The sequence below is a fragment of the Umezawaea tangerina genome (genome assembly GCF_003002815.1).
Taxonomy (GTDB): domain Bacteria; phylum Actinomycetota; class Actinomycetes; order Mycobacteriales; family Pseudonocardiaceae; genus Umezawaea; species Umezawaea tangerina.
In genome coordinates this window covers 474,514-493,669 of record NZ_PVTF01000009.1, presented here as the reverse complement: position 1 = coordinate 493,669, position 19,156 = coordinate 474,514, and the positions used below count along the sequence as shown (strand labels likewise).

At 73.4% G+C, this 19,156-nt stretch carries 22 protein-coding genes; 13 read left to right on the top strand and 9 right to left on the bottom strand.

What is annotated here, in order from left to right; all coding sequences use genetic code 11:
* Positions 1 to 2: 2 nt before the first annotated feature.
* The 4 genes from mobA to CLV43_RS30355 are packed head-to-tail and all read left to right on the top strand — an operon-like array spanning position 3 to position 3,618.
* The gene (gene mobA / locus CLV43_RS30370) at positions 3 to 575 is read left to right on the top strand and encodes a molybdenum cofactor guanylyltransferase (RefSeq protein ID WP_106191294.1); all 573 of its coding nucleotides are present in this window, start codon (positions 3 to 5) and stop codon (positions 573 to 575) included.
* A gap of 45 nt (positions 576 to 620) precedes the next feature.
* A complete protein-coding gene (locus CLV43_RS30365) occupies positions 621 to 1,703 on the top strand; it encodes an AAA family ATPase (protein ID WP_106191293.1) in 1,083 nt (360 codons plus the stop codon).
* A gap of 44 nt (positions 1,704 to 1,747) precedes the next feature.
* Positions 1,748 to 2,644 (top strand): DUF58 domain-containing protein, encoded by an 897-nt coding sequence (locus CLV43_RS30360; protein WP_106191447.1) that lies wholly within the window; start codon positions 1,748 to 1,750, stop codon positions 2,642 to 2,644.
* On the top strand, positions 2,644 to 3,618 hold the full coding sequence (locus tag CLV43_RS30355; protein WP_106191291.1) for a VWA domain-containing protein: 975 nt from the start codon (positions 2,644 to 2,646) through the stop codon (positions 3,616 to 3,618). Before CLV43_RS30360 ends, CLV43_RS30355 begins: the two co-directional genes overlap by 1 nt.
* A gap of 24 nt (positions 3,619 to 3,642) precedes the next feature.
* Here the strand turns inward: CLV43_RS30355 and CLV43_RS30350 are convergent, their stop codons facing one another.
* Genes CLV43_RS30350 through CLV43_RS30340 form a run of 3 tightly spaced genes read right to left on the bottom strand, consistent with a single transcriptional unit; the run spans position 3,643 to position 6,529 of the window.
* On the bottom strand, positions 3,643 to 4,524 hold the full coding sequence (locus CLV43_RS30350; protein WP_106191289.1) for a TAXI family TRAP transporter solute-binding subunit: 882 nt from the start codon (positions 4,522 to 4,524) through the stop codon (positions 3,643 to 3,645).
* Entirely contained in the window at positions 4,521 to 5,864 is a 1,344-nt protein-coding gene (locus tag CLV43_RS30345; RefSeq protein WP_106191287.1) for a sensor histidine kinase, read from the bottom strand. Before CLV43_RS30345 ends, CLV43_RS30350 begins: the two co-directional genes overlap by 4 nt.
* A gap of 2 nt (positions 5,865 to 5,866) precedes the next feature.
* A complete protein-coding gene (locus CLV43_RS30340) occupies positions 5,867 to 6,529 on the bottom strand; it encodes a response regulator transcription factor (protein WP_170156072.1) in 663 nt (220 codons plus the stop codon).
* A gap of 51 nt (positions 6,530 to 6,580) precedes the next feature.
* Between CLV43_RS30340 and CLV43_RS30335 the strand changes: the two genes are divergently transcribed.
* The 3 genes from CLV43_RS30335 (at position 6,581) to CLV43_RS30325 (ending at position 8,983) form a co-directional block, all read left to right on the top strand.
* A complete protein-coding gene (locus CLV43_RS30335) occupies positions 6,581 to 7,312 on the top strand; it encodes an ANTAR domain-containing response regulator (RefSeq protein ID WP_106191284.1) in 732 nt (243 codons plus the stop codon).
* Positions 7,313 to 7,463: 151 nt separating this feature from the next.
* Positions 7,464 to 7,781, top strand: coding sequence for a YciI family protein (locus tag CLV43_RS30330; protein WP_106191283.1), 318 nt, complete (start codon positions 7,464 to 7,466; stop codon positions 7,779 to 7,781).
* Positions 7,778 to 8,983, top strand: coding sequence for an RNA polymerase sigma factor (locus CLV43_RS30325; protein WP_106191281.1), 1,206 nt, complete (start codon positions 7,778 to 7,780; stop codon positions 8,981 to 8,983). Before CLV43_RS30330 ends, CLV43_RS30325 begins: the two co-directional genes overlap by 4 nt.
* A 4-nt stretch (positions 8,984 to 8,987) precedes the next feature.
* On the opposite strand, the gene CLV43_RS30320 is transcribed toward CLV43_RS30325, so the two are convergent.
* A complete protein-coding gene (locus CLV43_RS30320; RefSeq protein WP_106191279.1) occupies positions 8,988 to 9,800 on the bottom strand; it encodes an ion transporter in 813 nt (270 codons plus the stop codon).
* A gap of 185 nt (positions 9,801 to 9,985) precedes the next feature.
* On the opposite strand from CLV43_RS30320, the gene CLV43_RS30315 reads away from it, so the two are divergent.
* Together CLV43_RS30315 and CLV43_RS30310 are read left to right on the top strand one after the other, a co-directional pair.
* The gene (locus CLV43_RS30315) at positions 9,986 to 10,375 is read left to right on the top strand and encodes a hypothetical protein (RefSeq protein WP_106191277.1); all 390 of its coding nucleotides are present in this window, start codon (positions 9,986 to 9,988) and stop codon (positions 10,373 to 10,375) included.
* Between the two features lie 163 nt (positions 10,376 to 10,538).
* Positions 10,539 to 11,498 (top strand): helix-turn-helix domain-containing protein, encoded by a 960-nt coding sequence (locus CLV43_RS30310; RefSeq protein WP_106191276.1) that lies wholly within the window; start codon positions 10,539 to 10,541, stop codon positions 11,496 to 11,498.
* Positions 11,499 to 11,543: 45 nt separating this feature from the next.
* Here CLV43_RS30310 and CLV43_RS30305 read toward each other — a convergent pair whose 3' ends face one another.
* The 3 genes from CLV43_RS30305 to CLV43_RS30295 form a co-directional block, all read right to left on the bottom strand.
* The gene (locus tag CLV43_RS30305) at positions 11,544 to 12,293 is read right to left on the bottom strand and encodes a D-Ala-D-Ala carboxypeptidase family metallohydrolase (RefSeq protein ID WP_106191274.1); all 750 of its coding nucleotides are present in this window, start codon (positions 12,291 to 12,293) and stop codon (positions 11,544 to 11,546) included.
* A 113-nt stretch (positions 12,294 to 12,406) separates the two neighbouring features.
* Positions 12,407 to 12,790 carry a hypothetical protein gene (locus CLV43_RS30300; protein WP_146174963.1) on the bottom strand — a complete coding sequence of 128 codons (384 nt, stop codon included), beginning with the start codon at positions 12,788 to 12,790 and terminating at the stop codon, positions 12,407 to 12,409.
* Between the two features lie 291 nt (positions 12,791 to 13,081).
* A complete protein-coding gene (locus tag CLV43_RS30295; RefSeq protein ID WP_106191271.1) occupies positions 13,082 to 13,675 on the bottom strand; it encodes a TetR/AcrR family transcriptional regulator in 594 nt (197 codons plus the stop codon).
* Between the two features lie 83 nt (positions 13,676 to 13,758).
* Between CLV43_RS30295 and CLV43_RS30290 the strand changes: the two genes are divergently transcribed.
* Both CLV43_RS30290 and CLV43_RS30285 read left to right on the top strand, forming a co-directional pair.
* Entirely contained in the window at positions 13,759 to 14,127 is a 369-nt protein-coding gene (locus tag CLV43_RS30290; protein ID WP_106191269.1) for a DUF1330 domain-containing protein, read from the top strand.
* A gap of 2 nt (positions 14,128 to 14,129) precedes the next feature.
* Positions 14,130 to 14,870: an alpha/beta fold hydrolase gene (locus CLV43_RS30285; RefSeq protein WP_106191445.1), complete on the top strand. Its 741-nt coding sequence runs from the start codon at positions 14,130 to 14,132 to the stop codon at positions 14,868 to 14,870.
* On the opposite strand, the gene CLV43_RS30280 is transcribed toward CLV43_RS30285, so the two are convergent.
* Positions 14,859 to 15,743, bottom strand: coding sequence for an RNA polymerase sigma-70 factor (locus CLV43_RS30280; protein ID WP_211304615.1), 885 nt, complete (start codon positions 15,741 to 15,743; stop codon positions 14,859 to 14,861). The genes CLV43_RS30285 and CLV43_RS30280 overlap by 12 nt on opposite strands.
* 160 nt (positions 15,744 to 15,903) lie before the next feature.
* Between CLV43_RS30280 and CLV43_RS30275 the strand changes: the two genes are divergently transcribed.
* Positions 15,904 to 16,389, top strand: coding sequence for a carboxymuconolactone decarboxylase family protein (locus CLV43_RS30275; RefSeq protein ID WP_106191266.1), 486 nt, complete (start codon positions 15,904 to 15,906; stop codon positions 16,387 to 16,389).
* Positions 16,390 to 16,457: 68 nt separating this feature from the next.
* On the opposite strand, the gene CLV43_RS30270 is transcribed toward CLV43_RS30275, so the two are convergent.
* Positions 16,458 to 17,603, bottom strand: coding sequence for a glycosyltransferase (locus CLV43_RS30270; RefSeq protein ID WP_106191264.1), 1,146 nt, complete (start codon positions 17,601 to 17,603; stop codon positions 16,458 to 16,460).
* A gap of 232 nt (positions 17,604 to 17,835) precedes the next feature.
* Here CLV43_RS30270 and CLV43_RS30265 point away from each other — a divergent pair, with 232 nt between their 5' ends.
* Positions 17,836 to 19,143: an MFS transporter gene (locus CLV43_RS30265; protein WP_106191263.1), complete on the top strand. Its 1,308-nt coding sequence runs from the start codon at positions 17,836 to 17,838 to the stop codon at positions 19,141 to 19,143.
* The last annotated feature ends 13 nt before the right edge of the window (positions 19,144 to 19,156 follow it).

The following is a 19,156-nucleotide window of genomic DNA, read 5'->3' as shown; positions in this document are numbered from 1 at the left end:
GCGTGGCGACCGACTGGGCGGCGATCGTGCTCGCCGGGGGCTCCGGCAGCAGGCTCGGCGGCGTGGACAAGGCCTCGGTGGTGGTCGGCGACCGGACCCTGCTCGACCACGCGCTCGCCGCCGTCGGGGGAGCGGCACGGGTCGTCGTGGTGGGACCGGGGGAGCGCGACGGTGTCGTGTGGACGCGCGAGGACCCGCCCGGCGGGGGACCGGTGGCCGGGCTCGCGGCGGGGCTGGCGGCACTGGCCGATGTGGACCTCGCCGCCGTGCTGGCGGTGGACCAGCCCGGTGTCACGGCCTCCACTGTGGACCGTCTGCGGGCTGCCGTCGGGGACCGCGCGGGGGCGGTGCTGGTCGACGCGGGCGGCCGGCTCCAGTGGCTCGCCGGGGTCTGGCGCGTGGACGTCCTGCGCGCGGCCATGCCCGCCGAACCCGAGGGCGCCTCACTCCGCTCGGTGCTGCGGCCGTTGGCCCCGGTGGAGGTGCCCGCGCTGCCCGGCGAGGCCGACGACGTGGACACGCCGGAGGACCTGTCCACCCTTCACAAGCGCCACACCGGTCACGCGGTTGACTAGGCTCGCGAAACCGCCAGTGCTGTGTGTGTTCTAGGAGGTTGACACGTGACCGAGTCCGGTCCCGGTACCGAGGGTTCGGTGGGCGAGACGCCCAGCACGCCCGCGCGTGATGCCCAGCTGCTCGAACGGACCGTGTTCGAGGTCAAGCGCGTCATCGTCGGCCAGGACCGGTTGGTCGAACGGATGCTCGTCGGCCTGCTGGCGAAGGGCCACCTGCTGCTGGAGGGCGTGCCCGGTGTCGCCAAGACGCTCGCGGTCGAGACCTTCGCGCGGGTCGTGGGCGGGTCGTTCTCCCGTGTCCAGTTCACCCCCGACCTGGTGCCCGCGGACATCCTCGGCACCCGCATCTACCGGCAGAGCAGCGAGACCTTCGACGTCGAGCTCGGCCCGGTCGTCGCCAACTTCGTGCTCGCCGACGAGATCAACCGCGCGCCCGCCAAGGTGCAGTCGGCGATGCTCGAGGTGATGGCCGAGCGGCACGTGTCCATCGGCGGCAAGACGTTCCCGATGCCGAACCCGTTCCTCGTGCTCGCCACCCAGAACCCGATCGAGAACGAGGGCGTCTACCCGCTCCCCGAGGCCCAGCGCGACCGGTTCCTTTTCAAGATCCAGGTCGAGTACCCGACCGCCGAGGAGGAGCGCGAGATCGTCTACCGGATGGGCGTCGAGGCGCCCGTGCCGAGCCAGGTGCTCAGCCCGGAGGAGCTCGTGCGGCTGCAGGGGGTCGCCTCCCGCGTGTTCGTCCACCACGCCCTGGTCGACTACGTCGTGCGCGTCGTGATCGCGACCCGCGCGCCGAAGGAGCACCAGCTCGACGACGTCGCGGGCTGGGTCGCCTACGGGGCGTCGCCGCGCGCCAGCCTCGGCATCATCGCCGCCGCCCGCGCGCTCGCCCTGGTCCGCGGCCGGGACTACGTGCTGCCGCAGGACGTCGTCGACGTCGTGCCGGACGTGCTGCGCCACCGGCTCGTGCTGTCCTACGACGCGCTCGCCGACGGCGTGCCGCTCGACCACATCATCACGCGCGTGCTCCAGACCGTGCCGCTGCCCCAGGTGTCCGCCCGGCCGCAGCCGCCCACCGGCCAGCCGGTCGCGCCCGCGCAGGCCGGGATGGCCGGCAGGCCGTGAGCGCCGGAGAAGCCGGCGCGCGCCCGAACTGGGCGCCGCCGGTGATGCACGGCGGCCGCATGGAGGCCGCCCTGCGCACCCTCGAACTCGAAGTGCGCCGCAGGCTCGACGGGCTGCTCCAGGGCAACCACCTGGGACTGGTCCCCGGACCGGGTTCGGAACCCGGCGAGGCCCGCACCTACCAGCCCGGTGACGACGTGCGCCGGATGGACTGGGCGGTCACCGCCCGCACGACCGTGCCGCACATCCGCGAGACCGTCGCCGACCGCGAGCTGGAGACGTGGCTGGCCGTCGACCTGTCGCCGAGCCTCGACTTCGGCACCGCCGTGTGCGAGAAGCGCGACCTGGCCATCGCCGCCACGGCCGCCGTCGCCCACCTCACCAGGGGCGGCGGCAACCGGATCGGCGCCCTGGTGTCGACCGGCGACGCGCTGGTCCGCGTGCCCGCACGGGGCGGGCTCGCCCACTCCCGCGGCCTGATCCGCCGCGTCGCCGAGACCCCGCGCGCCCCCGAGGGCACCAGGGGCGACCTGGCCGGTGTGGTCGAGCAGCTGCGCCGCCCGCCGCGCCGCCGCGGCCTGGTCGTGGTGATCTCCGACTTCCTCGGCGACACCGGCTGGCAGCGCCCGCTGCGCGCCCTGTCCGCCCGGCACGACCTGGTCGCGATCGAGATCGTCGACCCCCGCGACATCGACCTGCCCGACGTCGGCACGGTCGTGCTGGCCGACCCGGAGTCCGGCCGGCAGCGCGAGGTGACCGCGTCCCCGCTGCTGCGGCGGGAGTTCGCCGCGGCCGCCGCCGAGCACCGCGCGGACGTGGCCGCCGGGCTGCGCCAGGCCGGTGCCGGCCACCTGGTGCTGCGCACCGACTCGGACTGGATCGCCGACGTCGTCCGCTTCGTCGTCGCCCGCAAACGCCGCTGGTCTGGAGGAGTCGCCTGATGTTCGGGCTCAGCTTGGGGGCGTTCGCGACTCCGTGGTGGTTCCTGCTGGCGATCGCGGTCGCCGCGTTGGCCGTGATCTACGTGGTGCTGCAGCGGATGCGGCGCAGGCGGATGCTCAGGTTCGCCAACCTGGAGCTGCTGGAGCGGGTCGCCCCGAAGCGCGAGGGCTGGTACCGGCACGTGCCCGCGGCGTTCCTGCTGGTGGCGTTCCTGCTGCTGACCGTCGCGCTGGCCGGGCCGACCGCCGAGCAGAAGGTGCCGCGCAACCGGGCGACCGTGATGCTGGTGATCGACGTGTCGCTGTCCATGAAGGCCACCGACATCAAGCCCAGCAGGCTGGAGGCCGCGCAGGCCGCCGCGAAGTCGTTCGCCGAGGGCCTCACCCCCGGCATCAACCTCGGCCTCATCTCGTTCGCCGGGTCCGCCACGGTGCTGGTCGCGCCGACCACCGACCGCGACGCGGTCAGCCAGAGCATCGGCGACCTGAAGCTCGCCCAGTCCACGGCCACCGGTGACGCGATCGTCGCCGCCATGGCCGCCATCGACTCGTTCGGCAAAGTCGTCGGTGGCGCGGACGGCCCGCCGCCCGCCCGCATCGTGCTGATGACCGACGGCAAGGAGACGGTCGGCACCCGCAAGGCGTTCGATGCCGCCGAGGACGCCAAGACCGCCGGGATCCCGATCTCCACGATCTCCTTCGGCACGGAGGAGGGCGTGGTCGAGATCGAGGGCCGCCGCCAGGACGTGCCGGTGGACGACGACTCGATGAAGGAGATCGCCAAGCTCTCCGGCGGCGAGTTCTTCAAGGCCGCCAGCGCCGAGGAGCTGCGCCGGGTGTACGACACGCTCGGTGAGCAGATCGGCTACGAGAAGAAGCAGGCCGACGCGAGCAAACCGTGGCTGGTGCTGGGCACCGTCCTGGCCATGCTCGCCGCCGCGGCCGCGCTGGTCTTCGGTCAACGCCTGCCCTGACGGCGTCCCCGGTGGGGCGGCCGGTCAGCCGTGCAGGTCGCGGTAGGCCGCCGCGGCACCGGGGTGCAGGGGGACGTCGGTGGTGCCGATCAGGCTGCGGACGTCGAGGAACTGGGTGCCCAGCGCCTGGTCCGGCACGAGGTCCGCGGCCCGTCCGACGAGGACGCGGGTGACCGCGCCCGCGATGTCGTCGGGCAGGTCGGGGCGGCACACGAGCAGGTTGGCCACGCCGACCGTGGGGATGTCGGCGGTGGAGCGGTAGACGCCCGCCGGGACGGAGACCGGCTCGTAGACGCGGCCGTAGCGGTCGCGCAGCGAGGTGAGCACGTCGGCCAGCGGCAGCAGGCGGATCGGGACCTCCTCGTCCAGCGCGGACAGCGTCGGGGTGGGCAGGCCGCCGGACCACAGGAACGCGTCGATCCGGCGGTCCGCCAACGCCTGCGCGGCCGCGGCGAGCGGCAGGTGGTCCACGCGGTCGCCGAGCGCGGCGGCGGTGACCAGCCGTTCGCCGAACACGGTGGCACCCGCGCCGCGCGCGCCGAGGGACAGCGCGCGGCCCGCGAGGTCGTGGACGGCGGTCGCCGGGTCGTCGGAGCGGACGACCAGCTGGAAGTAGTTCTCGTAGACGCGGCCCAGAGCCCGCAGGTCCGCGCCGATGGCGGTGTCGGCCAGCGTGAGGGCCAGGTCCGCCTGGCGGTCGCGCAGCAGCGACAGGTTCTCCAGGCTGCCCGCGGTGGCCTTCGGGGTCGTGCGCAGGGCCGGGCCCAGTGCGGCCGCGAGGAGCGTGGCGAAGTCCAGGTACAGGCCGCCCTGCTCGCCCGCCGCGATGGTCAGGTCGCCGGAGGGCGTGCCGGTGCCGCAGGCGGTCAGCGCCACGGCGCCGAGGAGGAACGCGCGGCGCTTCACAACGGCGGCTCCAGCGGCAGGGTGAGGCGGACGCGCAGGCCGTGCGGGTGCGCGGTGGACAGGTCCAGGCTGCCGCCGCGCGCGGTGGCGAGCCGGTCGGCGATCGCCAGGCCGAGGCCGGTGCCGCGGGTGTCGGTGCCGCCGCGCCAGAACCGGGTCGTGGCCAGAGCGAGGTCGGCGGGCGGGAGGCCGGGGCCGTCGTCGGCGACCTCGACCCAGGCGGTGCCCGCCGCGCGGTCGGCGCCCATCGTCACGCGCCCGCCCGCGCCGTGCTTGGCGGCGTTGTCCAGCAGCACGTCCAGCACCTGGGCGAGGTCGGACTCGGGGCAGCGCACCAGGATCGCGAGCCCGGTCGGCACGTCCGCCTCGGCCGCCCAGAAGTCCGCCCGGTCCGACACGACCGCGCCGAGGTCGGCCAACGCCGGTTCACGACCGCCCGCCGCGACCTCGGTCGCCGTGCTCTCCGCCGTCGCCAACGCGAGCAGACCGTCCAAAAGGGACTCCAGCCGTTCGACCTCGGCCACCGCGGCCCCGTAGGTGCCGTCGGGACCGACCCGCGCGGACAGCGTGTCCATCCGCAACCGCAGTGCCGCCAACGGGTTGCGCAGCTGGTGCGAGGTGTCGGCGATCAGCCTGCGCTGCTGGTCGGCCGCCTCGGCCACGGCGTCGGACATGCGGTTGAACGACTCCGACAGCGCCCGCAGCTCCCGCGGGCCGCTGCCGCTCGGCACGTGCGCCCGCTGCTGCCCGGAAGCGACGGCCCGCACCCCGCCCTCCAGCTCCGCCAACGGGCGCAGCAGCCACCGCGCCACGACCTGCGCCAGCAGCACGCACGCCAGCGCGGCGGCCAGCGCGCCCGCGAGCACCCACACCCAGCCGACCGCGACGTCGGCGGCGGCCCGTTCGGTGGACGCGCGCAGCACCACCACACCCGCCACGCCGGTCCCGGTGCCGACCGGCCGGGCGAACACCACGGGGTCGGTCGACCACGGGCGGACGGTGGGGACGGGCGCCGCGGGCTGGTTGCGCAGGGCGGCGTCGAGCGCGGCCGCCAGCGCGGGGTCCGCCGGGTCCAGCTCGCCCGACCGCGCGACGACCCGCCGCTGCCCGTCGACGACCAGCACCGGCTCGTCGTACACGGCGGTGTAGGCGGAGATCTCGGCGACCAGCGCGGACCGGTCGCCGGTCGCCAGCGCTGCGAACCGGTCGACGTCCGACGTGCGGCTGATCACGAACCGCTGGGTGCGCTCGGCCGCCGTGCTCGACAGCAGCGGCAGCGCGAACGCGGTGACGGCCGTGGCGGAGAACAGCAGGAGCACGACGAGCAGGCGGCGGCGCATCCCTACTCCCCGGTCGCCAGCCGGTAGCCGAAACCGCGGATCGTGGTCACCACACCGGGCCGGTCGAGCTTGGCCCGCAGCGCCGTGAGGTGCACGTCCAGGGTCCGCGACACCGCGAGGTAGGCGTCACCCCACACCTCGTCCATGAGCTGCTGCCTGCTGACCGCCGTGCCCGGCCTGGTGGCCAGCACCGCCAGCACCTCGAACTCCTTGGTGGTCAACGCCACCTCCCGCCCGCCCACCAGCACCCGCCGGGCGTCCAGGTCGATCTCCACGTCACCGGTCCGCACGACCCGGTCTCCCGGCGCGGCGTGGGCGCTGCGCCGCCGCACGGCGTCCATCCTGGCCAGCAGCTCGGCCAGCCGCACCGGTTTGACCAGGTAGTCGTCGGCGCCCAGGCGCAACGCGCGCACGATCGTCCGCTCGTCACCGCGCGCCGTCAGCACCACGATCGGCACGTCGGCCATCCGCCGGATCTTGCGCAGCACCTCCAGCCCGTCCTCGTCGGGCAGCCCCAGGTCCAGCAGCAGGAGGTCGAAGTCGCGGTGCGCCGTCAACGCGTCCGCGCCCCGCCCCACCCGCCCCGGCTCGTGCCCGTTCGCGCCGAGCGCCTCGACGAGGGCGGCCGCCACCCCGTCGTCGTCCTCCACGAGGAGTACACGCACCAACACACCTCCCGTCGCGTCTGGGCCAGTATCGCCTCCGGGGTGTACACAATGCTGGTGAGCATCAACGAGGTGGAGTCGGCTGCCCGACTCGACGAGGCGAGCGCAGCCCTGGAGGACCTCCAGGGCGTGCTGGCCTCCGAGGAGCCCATCCAGGACGCCCTGCAGGGACTGGCGGAGGCCGCGGTGCGGGTCATCGCGGACGCCGGAGCGGTGACCATCACCATCGTCGACGGCGAGCACGCGAGCACGGCCGCCTCCACCAGCGAGGACGTCATCCGGATTGACGCCGACCAGTACGCCTCCGGCGAAGGGCCCTGCCTCGAGGCCGCCCGCACCCTCACCCCGGTGCGCGTGGCCGTCGGCGAGGCCAGGCAGCGCTGGCCCAAGTTCGCCGACACCGCCGAGGAGGCGGGCGTCCGCGCCTACCTCTCCGCCCCGCTCGCCGTCGGCGACGACGTGCTCGGCTCGCTCAACGTCTACGGCTACACCGACGAGGCCTTCGACCCCTACGACGAGGCCCTGCTCAGGCTGTTCACCACCGCCGCCTCCGGCGCCATCACCGCCGCCCGCCGCTCGTCGCGGTCCCGCCAGATCATCACCAACCTCACCAAGGCCCTCGTGTCCCGCGCCGAGATCGACCAGGCCAAGGGGGCGTTGATGGCCGTGCACGGGATCGAGGCCGACGCGGCGTTCCAGCAGCTCGTGGACGAGTCGCAGACCACGAACACCAAGCTGGTCGAGGTCGCCCGAAGACTCATGGAGTCGTTGCGCCGGGAATGACCAGCGGCTCCGCCTGCGCCGACGGCCGTCGGGGAGCCCCGGTCCGGCCGTGTCCGAATCCCGCGGGAAAAAAAGTTTCCCGCCCCTGTCGATGTGGGTCGTCCCCGTTCGTCGGGTGGTCGTAAACCGATGGTGATGTGGAGGGAAGACCATGCGCTACATGCTGCTGATCTGCGCCGACGAGTCCGCTCAGGTCGACGAGGTGGACCCGATCGAGCCGTGGCTGGACAAGGCGGGGGCGCGGCGGTTGGACGGGTCGCAGTTGCGGCCGGTGGCGGATGCCACGACGGTGCGGGTGCGCGGGGGTGAGGTGGTGGTGTCGGACGGGCCGTTCGCGGAGACGAAGGAGCAGATCGCGGGGTTCGACCTGATCGAGGCCGGTGACCTGGACGAGGCGCTGGAGATCGCGGCGGCGCACCCAGTGGCGAAGTTCGGGACCGTTGAGGTGAGGCCGCTCTGGGAGGACTGAGCCAGGACGCGGTCGCGGAGGTCTTCCGGGACGAGTGGGGCCACGTGGTGGCCACGCTCATCCGGATGACCGGCGACTGGGACCTCGCCGAGGAGTGCGCGCAGGACGCCTTCGCGACGGCACTGGAACGGTGGCCGAGCGAGGGCGTCCCGCGCCGCCCCGGCGCGTGGTTGACGACGACCGCGCGCAACCGGGCGCTGGACCGGTTGCGGCGCAAGGCGAACGAGGCCGTGAAGCTGCGGGAGGTGGCGGTCGTGGCGCCGGGACCCGAGGAGGACGACCCGAGCGGTGTGCCGGACGACCGGCTGCGGCTGATCTTCACCTGCTGCCACCCCGCGCTCGCGCTGGAGGCGCAGGTGGCGCTGACGCTGCGGACGCTCGTCGGGCTGACCACGGTCGAGATCGCGCGGGCGTTCCTGGTGCCGGAGGCGACGATGGCGCAGCGGCTGGTGCGGGCCAAGCGCAAGATCCGCAACGCGGGCATCCCGTACCGCGTCCCGCCCGCGCACGTGCTGCCCGACCGCGTCCAGGGTGTGCTGGCGACGCTGTACCTGCTGTTCAACGAGGGCTACTCGGGGCAGGCGCGGCACGAGCTGTGCGCGGAGGCCATCAGGGTCACCCGCGTCCTGGCCCACCTGATGCCCGACGAGCCGGAGGTGCTCGGCCTGCTGGCCCTGCTGCTCCTGCACGACGCCCGCCGCGCCACCAGGACCGACGCGGCGGGTGACCTGGTCGTGCTCGCCGAGCAGGACCGCACCCGGTGGGACCGCGGCGAGGTCGACGAGGGCCTGGCGCTGCTGGACGCGGCGATGCGCCGCCGCGAACCCGGCCCGTACCAGGTCCAGGCCGCCATCGCCGCCTGCCACGCCTCCGCGGTGCAGGCCGACGACACCGACTGGGACCAGATCGCCGCCCTGTACGGGAGCCTGACCAGGTTCGTCCGGTCGCCGGTCGTCGAGCTGAACCGGGCGGTCGCGGTCGCGATGGCCCAGGGCCCGGCGGCCGGGCTCGAACTGGTGGAGGCGTTGGCGGACACCGGGCAGCTCACCGACTACCACCTGCTGCCCGCGACCCGCGCCGACCTGCTGCGCCGCCTGGACCGCAGGGCCGAGGCGGCGACCGCCTACCGCGAGGCCCTCGCCTTGGCGACCAGCGACGCCGAACGCCGGTTCCTGAGCAGGCGCGTGGAGGAGATGGGCTGAGACCTCAGCTGTCGGCGGACTCCAGCCGCTCGGAGCGCAGCGCCCTGACCTCCTCGCGCAGGGCGCGCAGCTCCTCCAGCACGACCAGGCTGTTGTCCGGCGCCGGACGCGGTGCGGGCACGGCCGCCGGCTGGGCCTGGATCTCGGACTCCATGGCGCTGCACACGACGGCGATGAACAGGTTGAGCATCGTGAACGTGCCGACCAGCAGGTAGCAGACGAAGAAGATCCAGGCCAGCGGCTGGGCGGGCATGAGGTCGCGCATCACGTCCGACCAGCCGTCGCCGGTGGTGATCTGGAACAGCGTGAGCACGGTCGCGCCCAGGTCGGCGAAGCGGGGGTCGCCGCTGCGCTGGAACAGGTTGCTGGCGACCACGCCGCCGACGTAGAGCAGCAGCATGAGCAGGCCGGACAGCGACACCAGGCCGGGGATCGACTTCACCAGCGCGGCCACGACGCGGCGCATGCTCGGCACCATCGCGACCAGGCGCAGCGCCCGCAGGATCCGCAGCGAGCGGACGACGGACAGCGTCCCGCCCGCGGGCATCAGCGAGATGCCGACGACCAGGAAGTCGAAGCAGTTCCACGGGTCGCGGAAGAACCGCAGGCGGTGGGCGTAGAGGCGGGCGACCAGCTCGGCGACGAAGATGCCCAGCGCGACGTGGTCCACCGCCGTCAGCAGGTCGCCGTGCGCCGCGACGAGCCGCGGGGACGTCTCGCAGCCGAGCGCGATCGCGTTCACCACGATGACGCCGATGATCACCCGCTGGAACCGCTTGCCGTCCACGAGGTCCGCAACGCGGTCGCGCAATGCCATGGTGTTTCCCCCGAGATGTGTCGCGCGCCGGAAGTAACCCCATTGGGTGACAAGGGATCCGCGGCGCACCATATGTCCACTAGGGACGATAACAGGCGGTTCCCACCCGATCGCGGGGAGTACCGGCGACGCGCTCGGACCGCCGCTTGACGACCGCGCGGCGGTGTCGTGCCTAGGCTGGTCGCATGACTGCTTACACGGACGAGGAAGCCCGGACGTTCCGCACCGCGGTGTTCGGCGCGATGGTGCTGGTGTCGACGGCCGATCCGGGCGCGCTCGACAAGGAGAGCTACGCGGGTGCCAAGGCGGTGGACCTCCTGTCACCCGACCTGCGCGAGCTGCTCAGGGCGGGCCAGCCGACGCTGCCCGCGGGCACGGTGTCCGATGTGGAGAACGGGGTGCTCTCGGCGCTGCGGGAGTCCGTGGCGATCCTCGCCGCGAAGGCCCCCGAGGAGGTCGACGCGTTCCCCGCCGCGGTCGTCGAGATCTGCCGCGAGGTGGCCGAGGCGGACGGCCGCGTGGTCGGTGCCGAGGACGCGATGGTCGCCAAGATCGAGGCGGCGCTCACCCGCTGACCGCCGTCCCCCGGCCCGTTCGCGCGGGTCGGGGGAGACCGTCCGGTCTGGACGTCCCGCGTGCGCGGCGCTCGCGCGAGGTTTCGGGATCCCGTCTTGTGCTCCACGGGTCCGGTGCTAGCTTCGGTCAGGTCATCAGCGGCCCGGCCAAGGGTGGTGGATCGTGGTCGCCTCACCGGAGGCCGACAAGTTCGCCCGCCACCTGCGGATGCTGAAGGAGCGCAACGGCGCGGGGTTCAGCAGGTTGGGCAAGCTCGCGGGCGTCAGCGGGTCGACGCTGCACCGGTACTGCTCGGGGCTGAGCGTCCCGGCGGACTACCGGGTGGTGCACACGTTCGCGAAGGTCTGCGGCGCCACCGCCGCGGAGCTGCGGGAGGTCCACCGGCTGTGGGCGCTGGCCGACGCGAGCAGGTCCGCGCCACCGGTGCCCGAACCCGAGGAGCCCCCGGTCGTGCCAGGACCGCCCGGTCCGCGCGCGGTGCCCGCCTTCCGCTACGCGGCCGTCGTGCTGGGGCTGCTCCTGGTCGGCGGCCTGGTCTGGTCGAGCGGCGGGAGCGCGGCCGCGCCGGAGGTCGACGCCGGCAGACCGCTGTTCGCGCCGGGGTGCTCCGCGGTGGCCATGGGGCGCAACGACGAGTGCGTGCGCGAGCTCCAGGCCCTGCTGCTGAGGGCGAGGGGGCGGATCACCGTCGACGGTGCGTTCGGACCCGAGACCCTGCGCCGGGTAACCGCTTTCCAGGTGCTCGCGGGCCTGCCACCCACCGGTTCGGTCGACACCCCCACCAAGAACGCGCTCTACGCGCAGGGCGTGGACATGGCGACGTGGTCGCCCGCCGAGGTGGAGGGCCGGATCCGCGAGGTGTTCGTCGAACGGCCCGACGTCGCGGTCGCCATCGCCCGCTGCGCGTCGTTCCTGGACCCGCAGTGGGTGCTGCCCAACACCAACGGCAGCCGCAACTGGGGCGTCTTCCAGATCTCCGACGCCCGCCTGCGCGACCTCGACGGCACGCCCCGGCGCGCGCTGGACCCGGCGTGGAACATCGAGGCGGCGCACCGGTTGTGGAGCGCCCGGCACGACTTCCACGACTGGCCGTCCTGCGAGGCCGCCGCGGTACCGGGCTGAGGCCGGGGACCACAGCGGCGGTCCCCGGCCCCTGGTCCCGGTGGGTCAGACGGTGCCGTCCTCCCACCACCACGCGCGGCCGAGGTCCGCCCGGCTGTCGACGTGCTGGTGGTCGACGGTGTAGGTCTCCAGGCCGGAGAACCCGCAGGTCTCGGCCTTCTGGTAGACCGTGCGGTTCGCCACGCCGGGCACGTTCAGGTCCGCCGCGGTGCCGTAGAGGTGCATGCTGTCGGTCGCGCCGCCGACGTCGGCGTTGTGCGCGATGCTGCGGAAGCCCGAGTTGACCGTGATCGCCTTGTCGCCCAGCTTCTTGCGCAGCGCCTCGAGCTTGTACATCGTGCGGCGGGCGTTCTCCTTGGTGGAGGCCGCGCTCAGCTTGCCGCCGGAGAACGTGCCGCTCACCCGGTCGGTGAACTCGCTCCAGTTGAAGTGCAGCGTCGACCCGTCCGACTGCTCCAGGGAGTTCAGCTTCGCCTGCGTGGACGGCCCGACGCTGCCGTCGGCGGTGAGGCCGTAGGCGGACTGGAACCGCTTGACCGCGGCGAGCGTGCCCGCGCCGAACTCGCCGTCGATCGCCACCCGGCTGTGGCTCGCGCTCGACGCCGCCCAGCCCGCGACCCTGATCTGCAGCTCGGTCACGTCGGCGCCGGTGGCGCCCTGGGTCAGCGTCCGGGTCCACGAGTACGCCTGCGCGACCCCGGAGAACAGCAGCGGTCCGAGCACGACACCCGCGCCCGCGGCCAGCGCGCCGCGCAGCACCGCACGGCGGTTCGGGGTGGGGGAGGAGGAGGTCATCGTCGTCCTTGTCCTTTCGGTCGGGGAGTCCAACGTCGGTGTCGTGGGCGTGCTGTGCGGGGAGCATGCGCACGCCCACGACACCGGGCGCACCGGCGGCCCCTCGGAGAGGGCTACCGGTTGGCCAGGTGGTCGAGGTGGGCCCGTGCGCCGTCGCGGACGTCCTCGGTCACGGGCGCGCGGCCGCCGTCGGTGTGCTCCGCGGAGTCGAGCGCGAACCCGGAGGGCTGGGAGCGGCGGCCGGACCGGGCGACAAGCGCGGACCGCGTGTTCGGGCCGGCGTTCGCGCGGCGCCGGGAGTCGACCACCCGCTCCTTGACCGGCGGCTGCCAGGGGGCGCGCCCGCGGACCGCGACACCAGGGGTGCGCACGGGGTCGGCCGCGGCGTTCCCGACGCGGCGGGCACGTGCCCGCGCCGGAGTGCTGTCGTTCCCATGCGGACCCTCCTGGTGCGGAGGCCGGGAGGCCCGGCCGGGCACCAGGTTGGCAGCGGTCACCCGGATGGTCGCCCCGCGGAGGCCGCCGCGGGACGATGGGACGTTCTCAGGCCTCCGACCTGCGGGGACGCGCCCGCCCTGGGACGCGCGTGGGACGCGGCACCTTGGCGCGGCCACCCGTCGGGCCTCCCCGACCGACGCCGTGAGCCCTCGGCGCCCGCAGTGGATCGATCAGTCCGCGCACCACCTGCTGCCGACCGCGCGGACCTGGATGTCCTCGCCGTGGACGACGTCGGTGGACGGACCGGTCGCGGAGACGACGCGTGGGGGAGTTGTCGCCGGGCGTGGACCTCAGCGGCTGAGCGCGCGGCGCCACTGGTCGGCGACGACGTGGCGCAGCCGTTCGGTGTCGACCACGTCGGGTGCGAGCACGCGTTGCAGGCCGATGCCGCGCAGCTGGCCCAGGATCGTCACGGCGACGTCGTCGGACGCCACGTCGGGGCGCACGCGGCCCTCGGCGATCCCCGCCTCGACGTCCGCGCGCAGCCTGCTGCGGAACCCCTCGTCACGCGCCCGGAAGAGGTCGGTCAGCTCCGGTGTCGTGGACGACTCGGCCCACAGCAGCAGGAACGCCCTGCTGATCACGGAGATGTCGCCGAGCGCGCCCACGTACCCCTCGACCACGGCCAGCAGCCGGTCCAGACCCGGCTCGAACCGGTCGACCCCCGGCACGAACCCGCTCTGCGTGGCGTGGGCGAGCGCCTCCAGCAGCGCCTGCTTGGTACCGAAGTGGTGGTTGACGATCCCCCGGCTGTAGCCGGCGCGCTCACCGACGCGGGCGAGCGTCATCGACCTCAGCCCGGACTCGACCACCAGTTCCGCAGCAGCCGCGACGAGCGCGGTCTCCGTCCGGTCGCGGCGTTCCCGCTGGGTGAGTCGAGCCATGATCGGCAGTCTAGGGCGAAACTAACTTGCGTGATAGATGGCAAGTATGTGAGTCTTGGCGGACCCGACACCGAGGAGTCCTCATGACCGAGATCGCCGACCACGACCTGGACCTGCTGCTCGCCGAGGATCCGGGCGGCCCCGTGGTCATGCTCAACCTGCTGCGCTTCCGGCCCGACGGCGGACGCGAGCGCTACCAGGAGTACGTCGACGCGCTGGGCGACGGCGTCTCCGCCAAGTACGGCCTGGAGATCCAGTACCTGGGCGAGGGCGCCCGCGCGCTGGTGGCGCGGGAGGGGCAGGCCTGGGACATGGTCGTGCTCGTGCGCTACCCCAGCCGCTCGGCGTTCGTCGACATGGTCCGCGACCCGGCCTACCAGGCCGTCGCGCACCTGCGCACCGAGGCGCTCGTCGAGGGCGTCCTGCAGCCCACGGTGCCGATGGGGGCGTGACCATGCCGGTGTTCGTGCACGGCAACCCCGCGACCGCCGCCGTCTGGGAACCGCTGCTCGCCGCACTCGGACGCGACGACGTCACCCGCCTGTCCCCACCCGGTTTCGGCTCCCCGCTGCCGCCCGGTTTCGGCGCCACCGCCGACGAGTACCACGACTGGCTGGTCGCCGAGCTGGAGGCGTTCGGCGAGCCCGTCGACCTGGTCGGCCACGACCTCGGCGGCAGCCACGTGGTCCGCGTCGCCATGACCCGTCCCGACCTGCTGCGCAGCTGGGTCAGCGACGCCGTCGGCGTCTTCCACCCCGACTACCGGTGGCACTACCTCGCCCGGCTGTGGCGGACGCCGGGCGTCGGGGAGGTCGACGTGGCCAGGCGGTTCGGCGGCACCGTCGCCGACCGCACCGCGTTCCTGGTCACCCGCGGCGTCCCCGCCGACGTGGCCGCGCGCATCGCCCCGCACCAGAACCCGGCGATGGGCCGGGCCGTCCTCGCCCACCACCGCTCCACCACCCGCCCGACCCGCTCCCCCCGCCTCGCCGCCCACCGCCCCGGCCTGGCCGTCGTCGCCACCGCGGACAACACCGCGGGCACCGACGTCCAGCGCTGGGAGGCCGCCGCCGCGGCGGGCGCCTCCGTCGAGGTGCTGGAGGGGCTGGGGCACTGGTGGATGGTCCAGGACCCGGACCTGGCCGCGAAGGCGCTGACCCGCTTCTGGGAGTCGGTGCCCGGCTCAGCGGCGTAGGGCGGTCGCCCGGCCCATGTGCGACAGCTTCGCCGGGTTGCGGACGGCGTAGAGGCCGGAGACCAGGCCGTTGTCGACGCGGACCGCCAGCACCGTGTCGATCTCGCCGTCCTGCCGCAGGACCAGTGCCGGGTGGCCGTTGACCTCGGCGGGGCTCAGGGTCATCGACCGGGCGGTGATCGTGCCGAGTCCGACGGCCAGCAGGCGGGCGACCCGGTCGGCCCCGAGCACGGGGCGCAGGACGGCCTGCTTGACGCCGCCGCCGTCACCGAGGAAGACCACGTCCGGGGCTAGGACGTCCAGCAGGCGCTGGAGGTCGCCCGTCTCGGTCGCCCGCCGGAACGCCTCGAACGCCTCCCGCGTCTCCTCCTGGGACACGAGCGCGCGCGGTCGGCGTGCCGCCACGTGCGCCCGTGCCCGGTGGGCGATCTGGCGCACGGCGGCGGCGTTCTTGTCGACGGCCTCGGCGATCTCGTCGTACTCCAGGCCGAACACCTCGCGCAGCACGAACACCGCCCGCTCGGTGGGTCCCAGCGTCTCCAGCACCAGCAGCATCGCCATCGAGACGCTCTCGGCCAGCTCCACGTCCTCGGCCACGTCCGGTGCCGTCAGCACCGGCTCCGGCAACCACTGCCCGACGTAGGACTCCTTGCGCCGCCCCAGCGTCCGCAACCGGTCGAGCGCCTGCCGCGTCGTGATCCGCACCAGGTACGCCCGCCGGTCCCGCACCTCCCCGAGGTCCACCCCCACCCAGCGCAACCAGGTCTCCTGCAGCACGTCCTCCGCGTCCGCGGCCGAGCCCAGCATCTCGTAGGCGACCGTGAACAACAGGTTCCGGTGGGCGACGAACGCCGCGGTGCTCTCGTCCGGCATCGGTCGGCTCCTCCCTCTCGCGTCGCCCATCGGACGCCGGCCCCGGCCGTCGTGTGACACCCGTCGACCATGGCGCTCGTCACACGACCTCGCTGTCACCGGGACATGCGCTCGGTCGTCTTGTGTCCGCCCAGTAGGACACCACGAGTGAGGACGCACCATGGATGCCCGCTTCGACATGTTCCGCAACGAGTTCGCCACCAGGTTCGCCAAGCGCTTCGTGGCCGCCGCCCAGCTGCTCGACCAGTCACCGCTGCCGAAGTCGATCCAGGAGCTCGTCTCGCTGCGGGCCAGCCAGATCAACGGCTGCGGCTTCTGCACCGACATGCACACCAAGGACGCCACCGCGGCGGGCGAGACCCCGACCCGCCTCCACCTGGTCGCCGCCTGGCGCGACGCCACCGTCTTCACCGACGCCGAACGCGCCGCCCTCGCCCTCGTCGAGGAGGGCACCCGGCTCGCCGACACCCACCACGGCGTGTCCGACGAGACGTGGGCCCTGGTGCGCGAGCACTACGACGACGACCAGACCGCCGCCCTCGTCTGCCTCGTCGCCCTCATCAACGCCGCCAACCGGATGAACGTCATCGTCCGCAACCCCGCGGGCTCCTACGAACCCGGCATGTTCGCCTCGCTGACGGGCTGACCGTCCTCAGTGGACGTTCCGCCCGACCGCGACCCCGGTGGTCCCGGAGCGCGGTCGGGCGGTGGTCGTCAGGTGTACTGGGAGAGCTCGCGGGCCACGTCCTGGGGGGACGGCATGGCCGCGACCTCGTCGGCCATCGCCCTGGCGGCGGCGAGCACGGCCTCGTCGGTGAGCAGGCGGTGCGCCTTGGCCGTGACCACCTCGACGGCGAGGTCGGCGGCGAGCACCTGGTCGCCGAGGCCCGCGGCGGTCACGACGTCGGCGTTGCTGAACTGGTCGGCGCCCTGCGGCAGGACCAGGTGCGGCACGCCCGTGGCGAACGTGCTCATCGTCATGCCCGCCCCGCCGTGGTGCACCACGAGGTCCACGTGCGGCAGGAGGTCGGCGTGCGGCACCCACGGGCGCACGACCACGTTGTCCGGCACCTCGCCCAGCGAGCCCGCCGGGACGCTCGGGCCGGTGGCGACGAGCACGCTGGCGTCCAGCGCGGCGAGGCCGTCGAGGGCGGTGCGCAGCACGGTCGTGTTGCCGAACGCCGTGCCCAACGTCAGGTACACCAGCGGTTTGCGGCGTTCGACCACCCACGACGGCAGCTCGCCCGGCTCGGAGAACGGCACCGGCCGCAGCGGGACGACCGTGGTGGGCCAGCGCGGGAAGTCCGGGTCCTGCACCGAGGGCGGGCAGATGTCGAGGTAGGGGTTGCCGAGCGTCGTGGGGTCGCCGTCGGGCATGTCGACGCCGAGCTCCGCGGCGACCTCGGCCAGGTTCGCGCGCAGGGTCTCGATGGGGCCGGTGGGCCGCCACATCCGGCCGAACGAGTGGCACACCGCCGGCACGCCGGCGGCCCTCGCGGCCAGGCCGGCGCCGGGGTTGGCCACCTCGTGCACGACCAGGTCGGGTTTGCGGTCGACGATCACCGGCGCCAGGTCCGCGGCGTAGCTGCGCGGCAGGATCGACCCGAACACCTTGGAGACCCGCTCCGGCCGGAAGTCGGGCTTCCTCCGGTCGGCGGGACCCGCCTTGGCCTGTTCGAACGCCGCGAGCATGTCCATGCCGCCCACCACGTGGTCGACGCCGTTCCCGGTCAGCGCGCTCGCGAACCGGGCCGTGGTCACGAAGGAGACCTCGTGGCCCACCTCGCGGGCGGCGATCACGAGCGGGAGGAGCGGGTAGGTGTGTCCGTGGGCACCGAGGCTGGAGAAGAGGATTCGCACCGGGAAGAACGTAGCGAGTTCACCCCCGCCGGAGACGAGCCACCCCCGACCGCTGCGGTCCGGGCCGACAGCACTTCGGGATCGCCGGACGCGGACGGGGGAAACGCCTGGTGGCGGTGGTCGATCTTGCCGCGGGGCCATCGCCCTAAGGCGAGGTAAGGACTTCCCCGGCCTCCTTGTCGCGCCTCGCCCGCCACCGCATGGTGTGGGTGATCACACTAGGAGGGCGACCATGGCAGTGGAGGCCGGTACCGGGACGGGCGTGGTGGAGCGGCGGGTCGTCGCGAACGTGCTGCGCGGATCCATCGGGAACCTGATCGAGTGGTACGACTGGTACGCCTACACGGCGTTCAGCATCTACTTCGCGGCGGCGTTCTTCCCCAAGGGGGACCAGACCGCGCAGCTCCTCAACACCGCGGCGGTGTTCGCGGTCGGGTTCCTGATGCGGCCGCTGGGCGGGTGGCTGCTCGGGCGGTACGCGGACCGGCACGGGCGGCGGGCGGCGTTGACGCTGTCGGTGTCGTTGATGGCGCTGGGGTCGTTGATGATCGCGTTGACGCCGTCCTTCGCGACGATCGGGGTCGCGGCGCCGATCCTGCTGGTGACGGCCCGGCTGCTGCAAGGGCTGTCGGTCGGCGGGGAGTACTCGACGTCGGCGACCTACCTGTCGGAGGTGGCGTCGAAGGGCAGGCGGGGGTTCTACTCGAGCTTCCAGTACGTGACGCTGACCGCGGGCCAGCTGCTGGCGCTGGGGGTGCAGATCGTGCTCCAGCAGGTCCTGGCCAAGCACGAGATGCAGTCGTGGGGCTGGCGGATCGCGTTCGTGGTCGGCGCCACGGGGGCGATCATCGTGATGTACCTGCGGCGCGGGATGGACGAGTCGGAGAGCTTCCGGCGGGAGGGCAGGACGTCGGAGTCGCGGGGGTCGCTGCGGGCGTTGCTCCAGTACCCCAAGGAGTGCCTGCTTGTCGTCGGGCTGACCCTCGGCGGGACGGTGGCGTTCTACACGTACACGACCTACCTGCAGAAGTTCATGATCAACACGAGTGGGATCGACGCGGCGACGGTCAGCTGGATCAACTTCCTGGCGCTGCTGGTGTTCGTGGTGATCCAGCCGGTCGCGGGGGCGTTCTCGGACCGGATCGGGCGGCGGCCGCTGCTGCTGGCGTTCGGTGTGCTGGGGACGCTGGGCACGGTGCCGCTGCTGACGGCGCTGGCGTCGACCAGCGAGGCGGTGCCCGCGTTCCTGCTGATGCTGGCGGGTCTGGTGGTCGTGACGGGGTACACCTCGATCAACGCCATCGTGAAGGCCGAGCTGTTCCCGACGCGGATCCGGGCGCTCGGTGTCGGGCTGCCCTACGCGCTCACGGTCGCGATCTTCGGCGGCACGGCGGAGTACGTGGCGCTGGGGCTGAAGTCGGCGGGCCACGAGTCGTGGTTCTACTGGTACGTCTCGGGATGCGTCCTCGTCTCGCTGGTCGTGTACGGCACCATGAGGGAGACGTCGAAGGAGTCGACGCTGGAGGAAGCGAGTCCTTAGTGGACTCGACCTC

Bases quoted from the DNA above. Each gene is read 5' to 3' on its own strand.
- CLV43_RS30345 (WP_106191287.1), bottom strand. From the start codon at position 5,864: ATGCGCCGCCGCCTGCTCGTCGTGCTCCTGCTGTTCTCCGCCACGGCC.
- CLV43_RS30305 (WP_106191274.1), bottom strand. From the start codon at position 12,293: ATGACCTCCTCCTCCCCCACCCCGAACCGCCGTGCGGTGCTGCGCGGC.
- CLV43_RS30280 (WP_211304615.1), bottom strand. From the start codon at position 15,743: ATGCCGGACGAGAGCACCGCGGCGTTCGTCGCCCACCGGAACCTGTTG.
- CLV43_RS30335 (WP_106191284.1), top strand. From the start codon at position 6,581: ATGCTGGTGAGCATCAACGAGGTGGAGTCGGCTGCCCGACTCGACGAG.
- CLV43_RS30315 (WP_106191277.1), top strand. From the start codon at position 9,986: ATGACTGCTTACACGGACGAGGAAGCCCGGACGTTCCGCACCGCGGTG.
- CLV43_RS30330 (WP_106191283.1), top strand. From the start codon at position 7,464: ATGCGCTACATGCTGCTGATCTGCGCCGACGAGTCCGCTCAGGTCGAC.
- CLV43_RS30265 (WP_106191263.1), top strand. From the start codon at position 17,836: ATGGCAGTGGAGGCCGGTACCGGGACGGGCGTGGTGGAGCGGCGGGTC.
- CLV43_RS30275 (WP_106191266.1), top strand. From the start codon at position 15,904: ATGGATGCCCGCTTCGACATGTTCCGCAACGAGTTCGCCACCAGGTTC.
- CLV43_RS30290 (WP_106191269.1), top strand. From the start codon at position 13,759: ATGACCGAGATCGCCGACCACGACCTGGACCTGCTGCTCGCCGAGGAT.
- CLV43_RS30285 (WP_106191445.1), top strand. From the start codon at position 14,130: ATGCCGGTGTTCGTGCACGGCAACCCCGCGACCGCCGCCGTCTGGGAA.
- CLV43_RS30295 (WP_106191271.1), bottom strand. From the start codon at position 13,675: ATGGCTCGACTCACCCAGCGGGAACGCCGCGACCGGACGGAGACCGCG.
- CLV43_RS30320 (WP_106191279.1), bottom strand. From the start codon at position 9,800: ATGGCATTGCGCGACCGCGTTGCGGACCTCGTGGACGGCAAGCGGTTC.
- CLV43_RS30360 (WP_106191447.1), top strand. From the start codon at position 1,748: ATGCACGGCGGCCGCATGGAGGCCGCCCTGCGCACCCTCGAACTCGAA.
- CLV43_RS30355 (WP_106191291.1), top strand. From the start codon at position 2,644: ATGTTCGGGCTCAGCTTGGGGGCGTTCGCGACTCCGTGGTGGTTCCTG.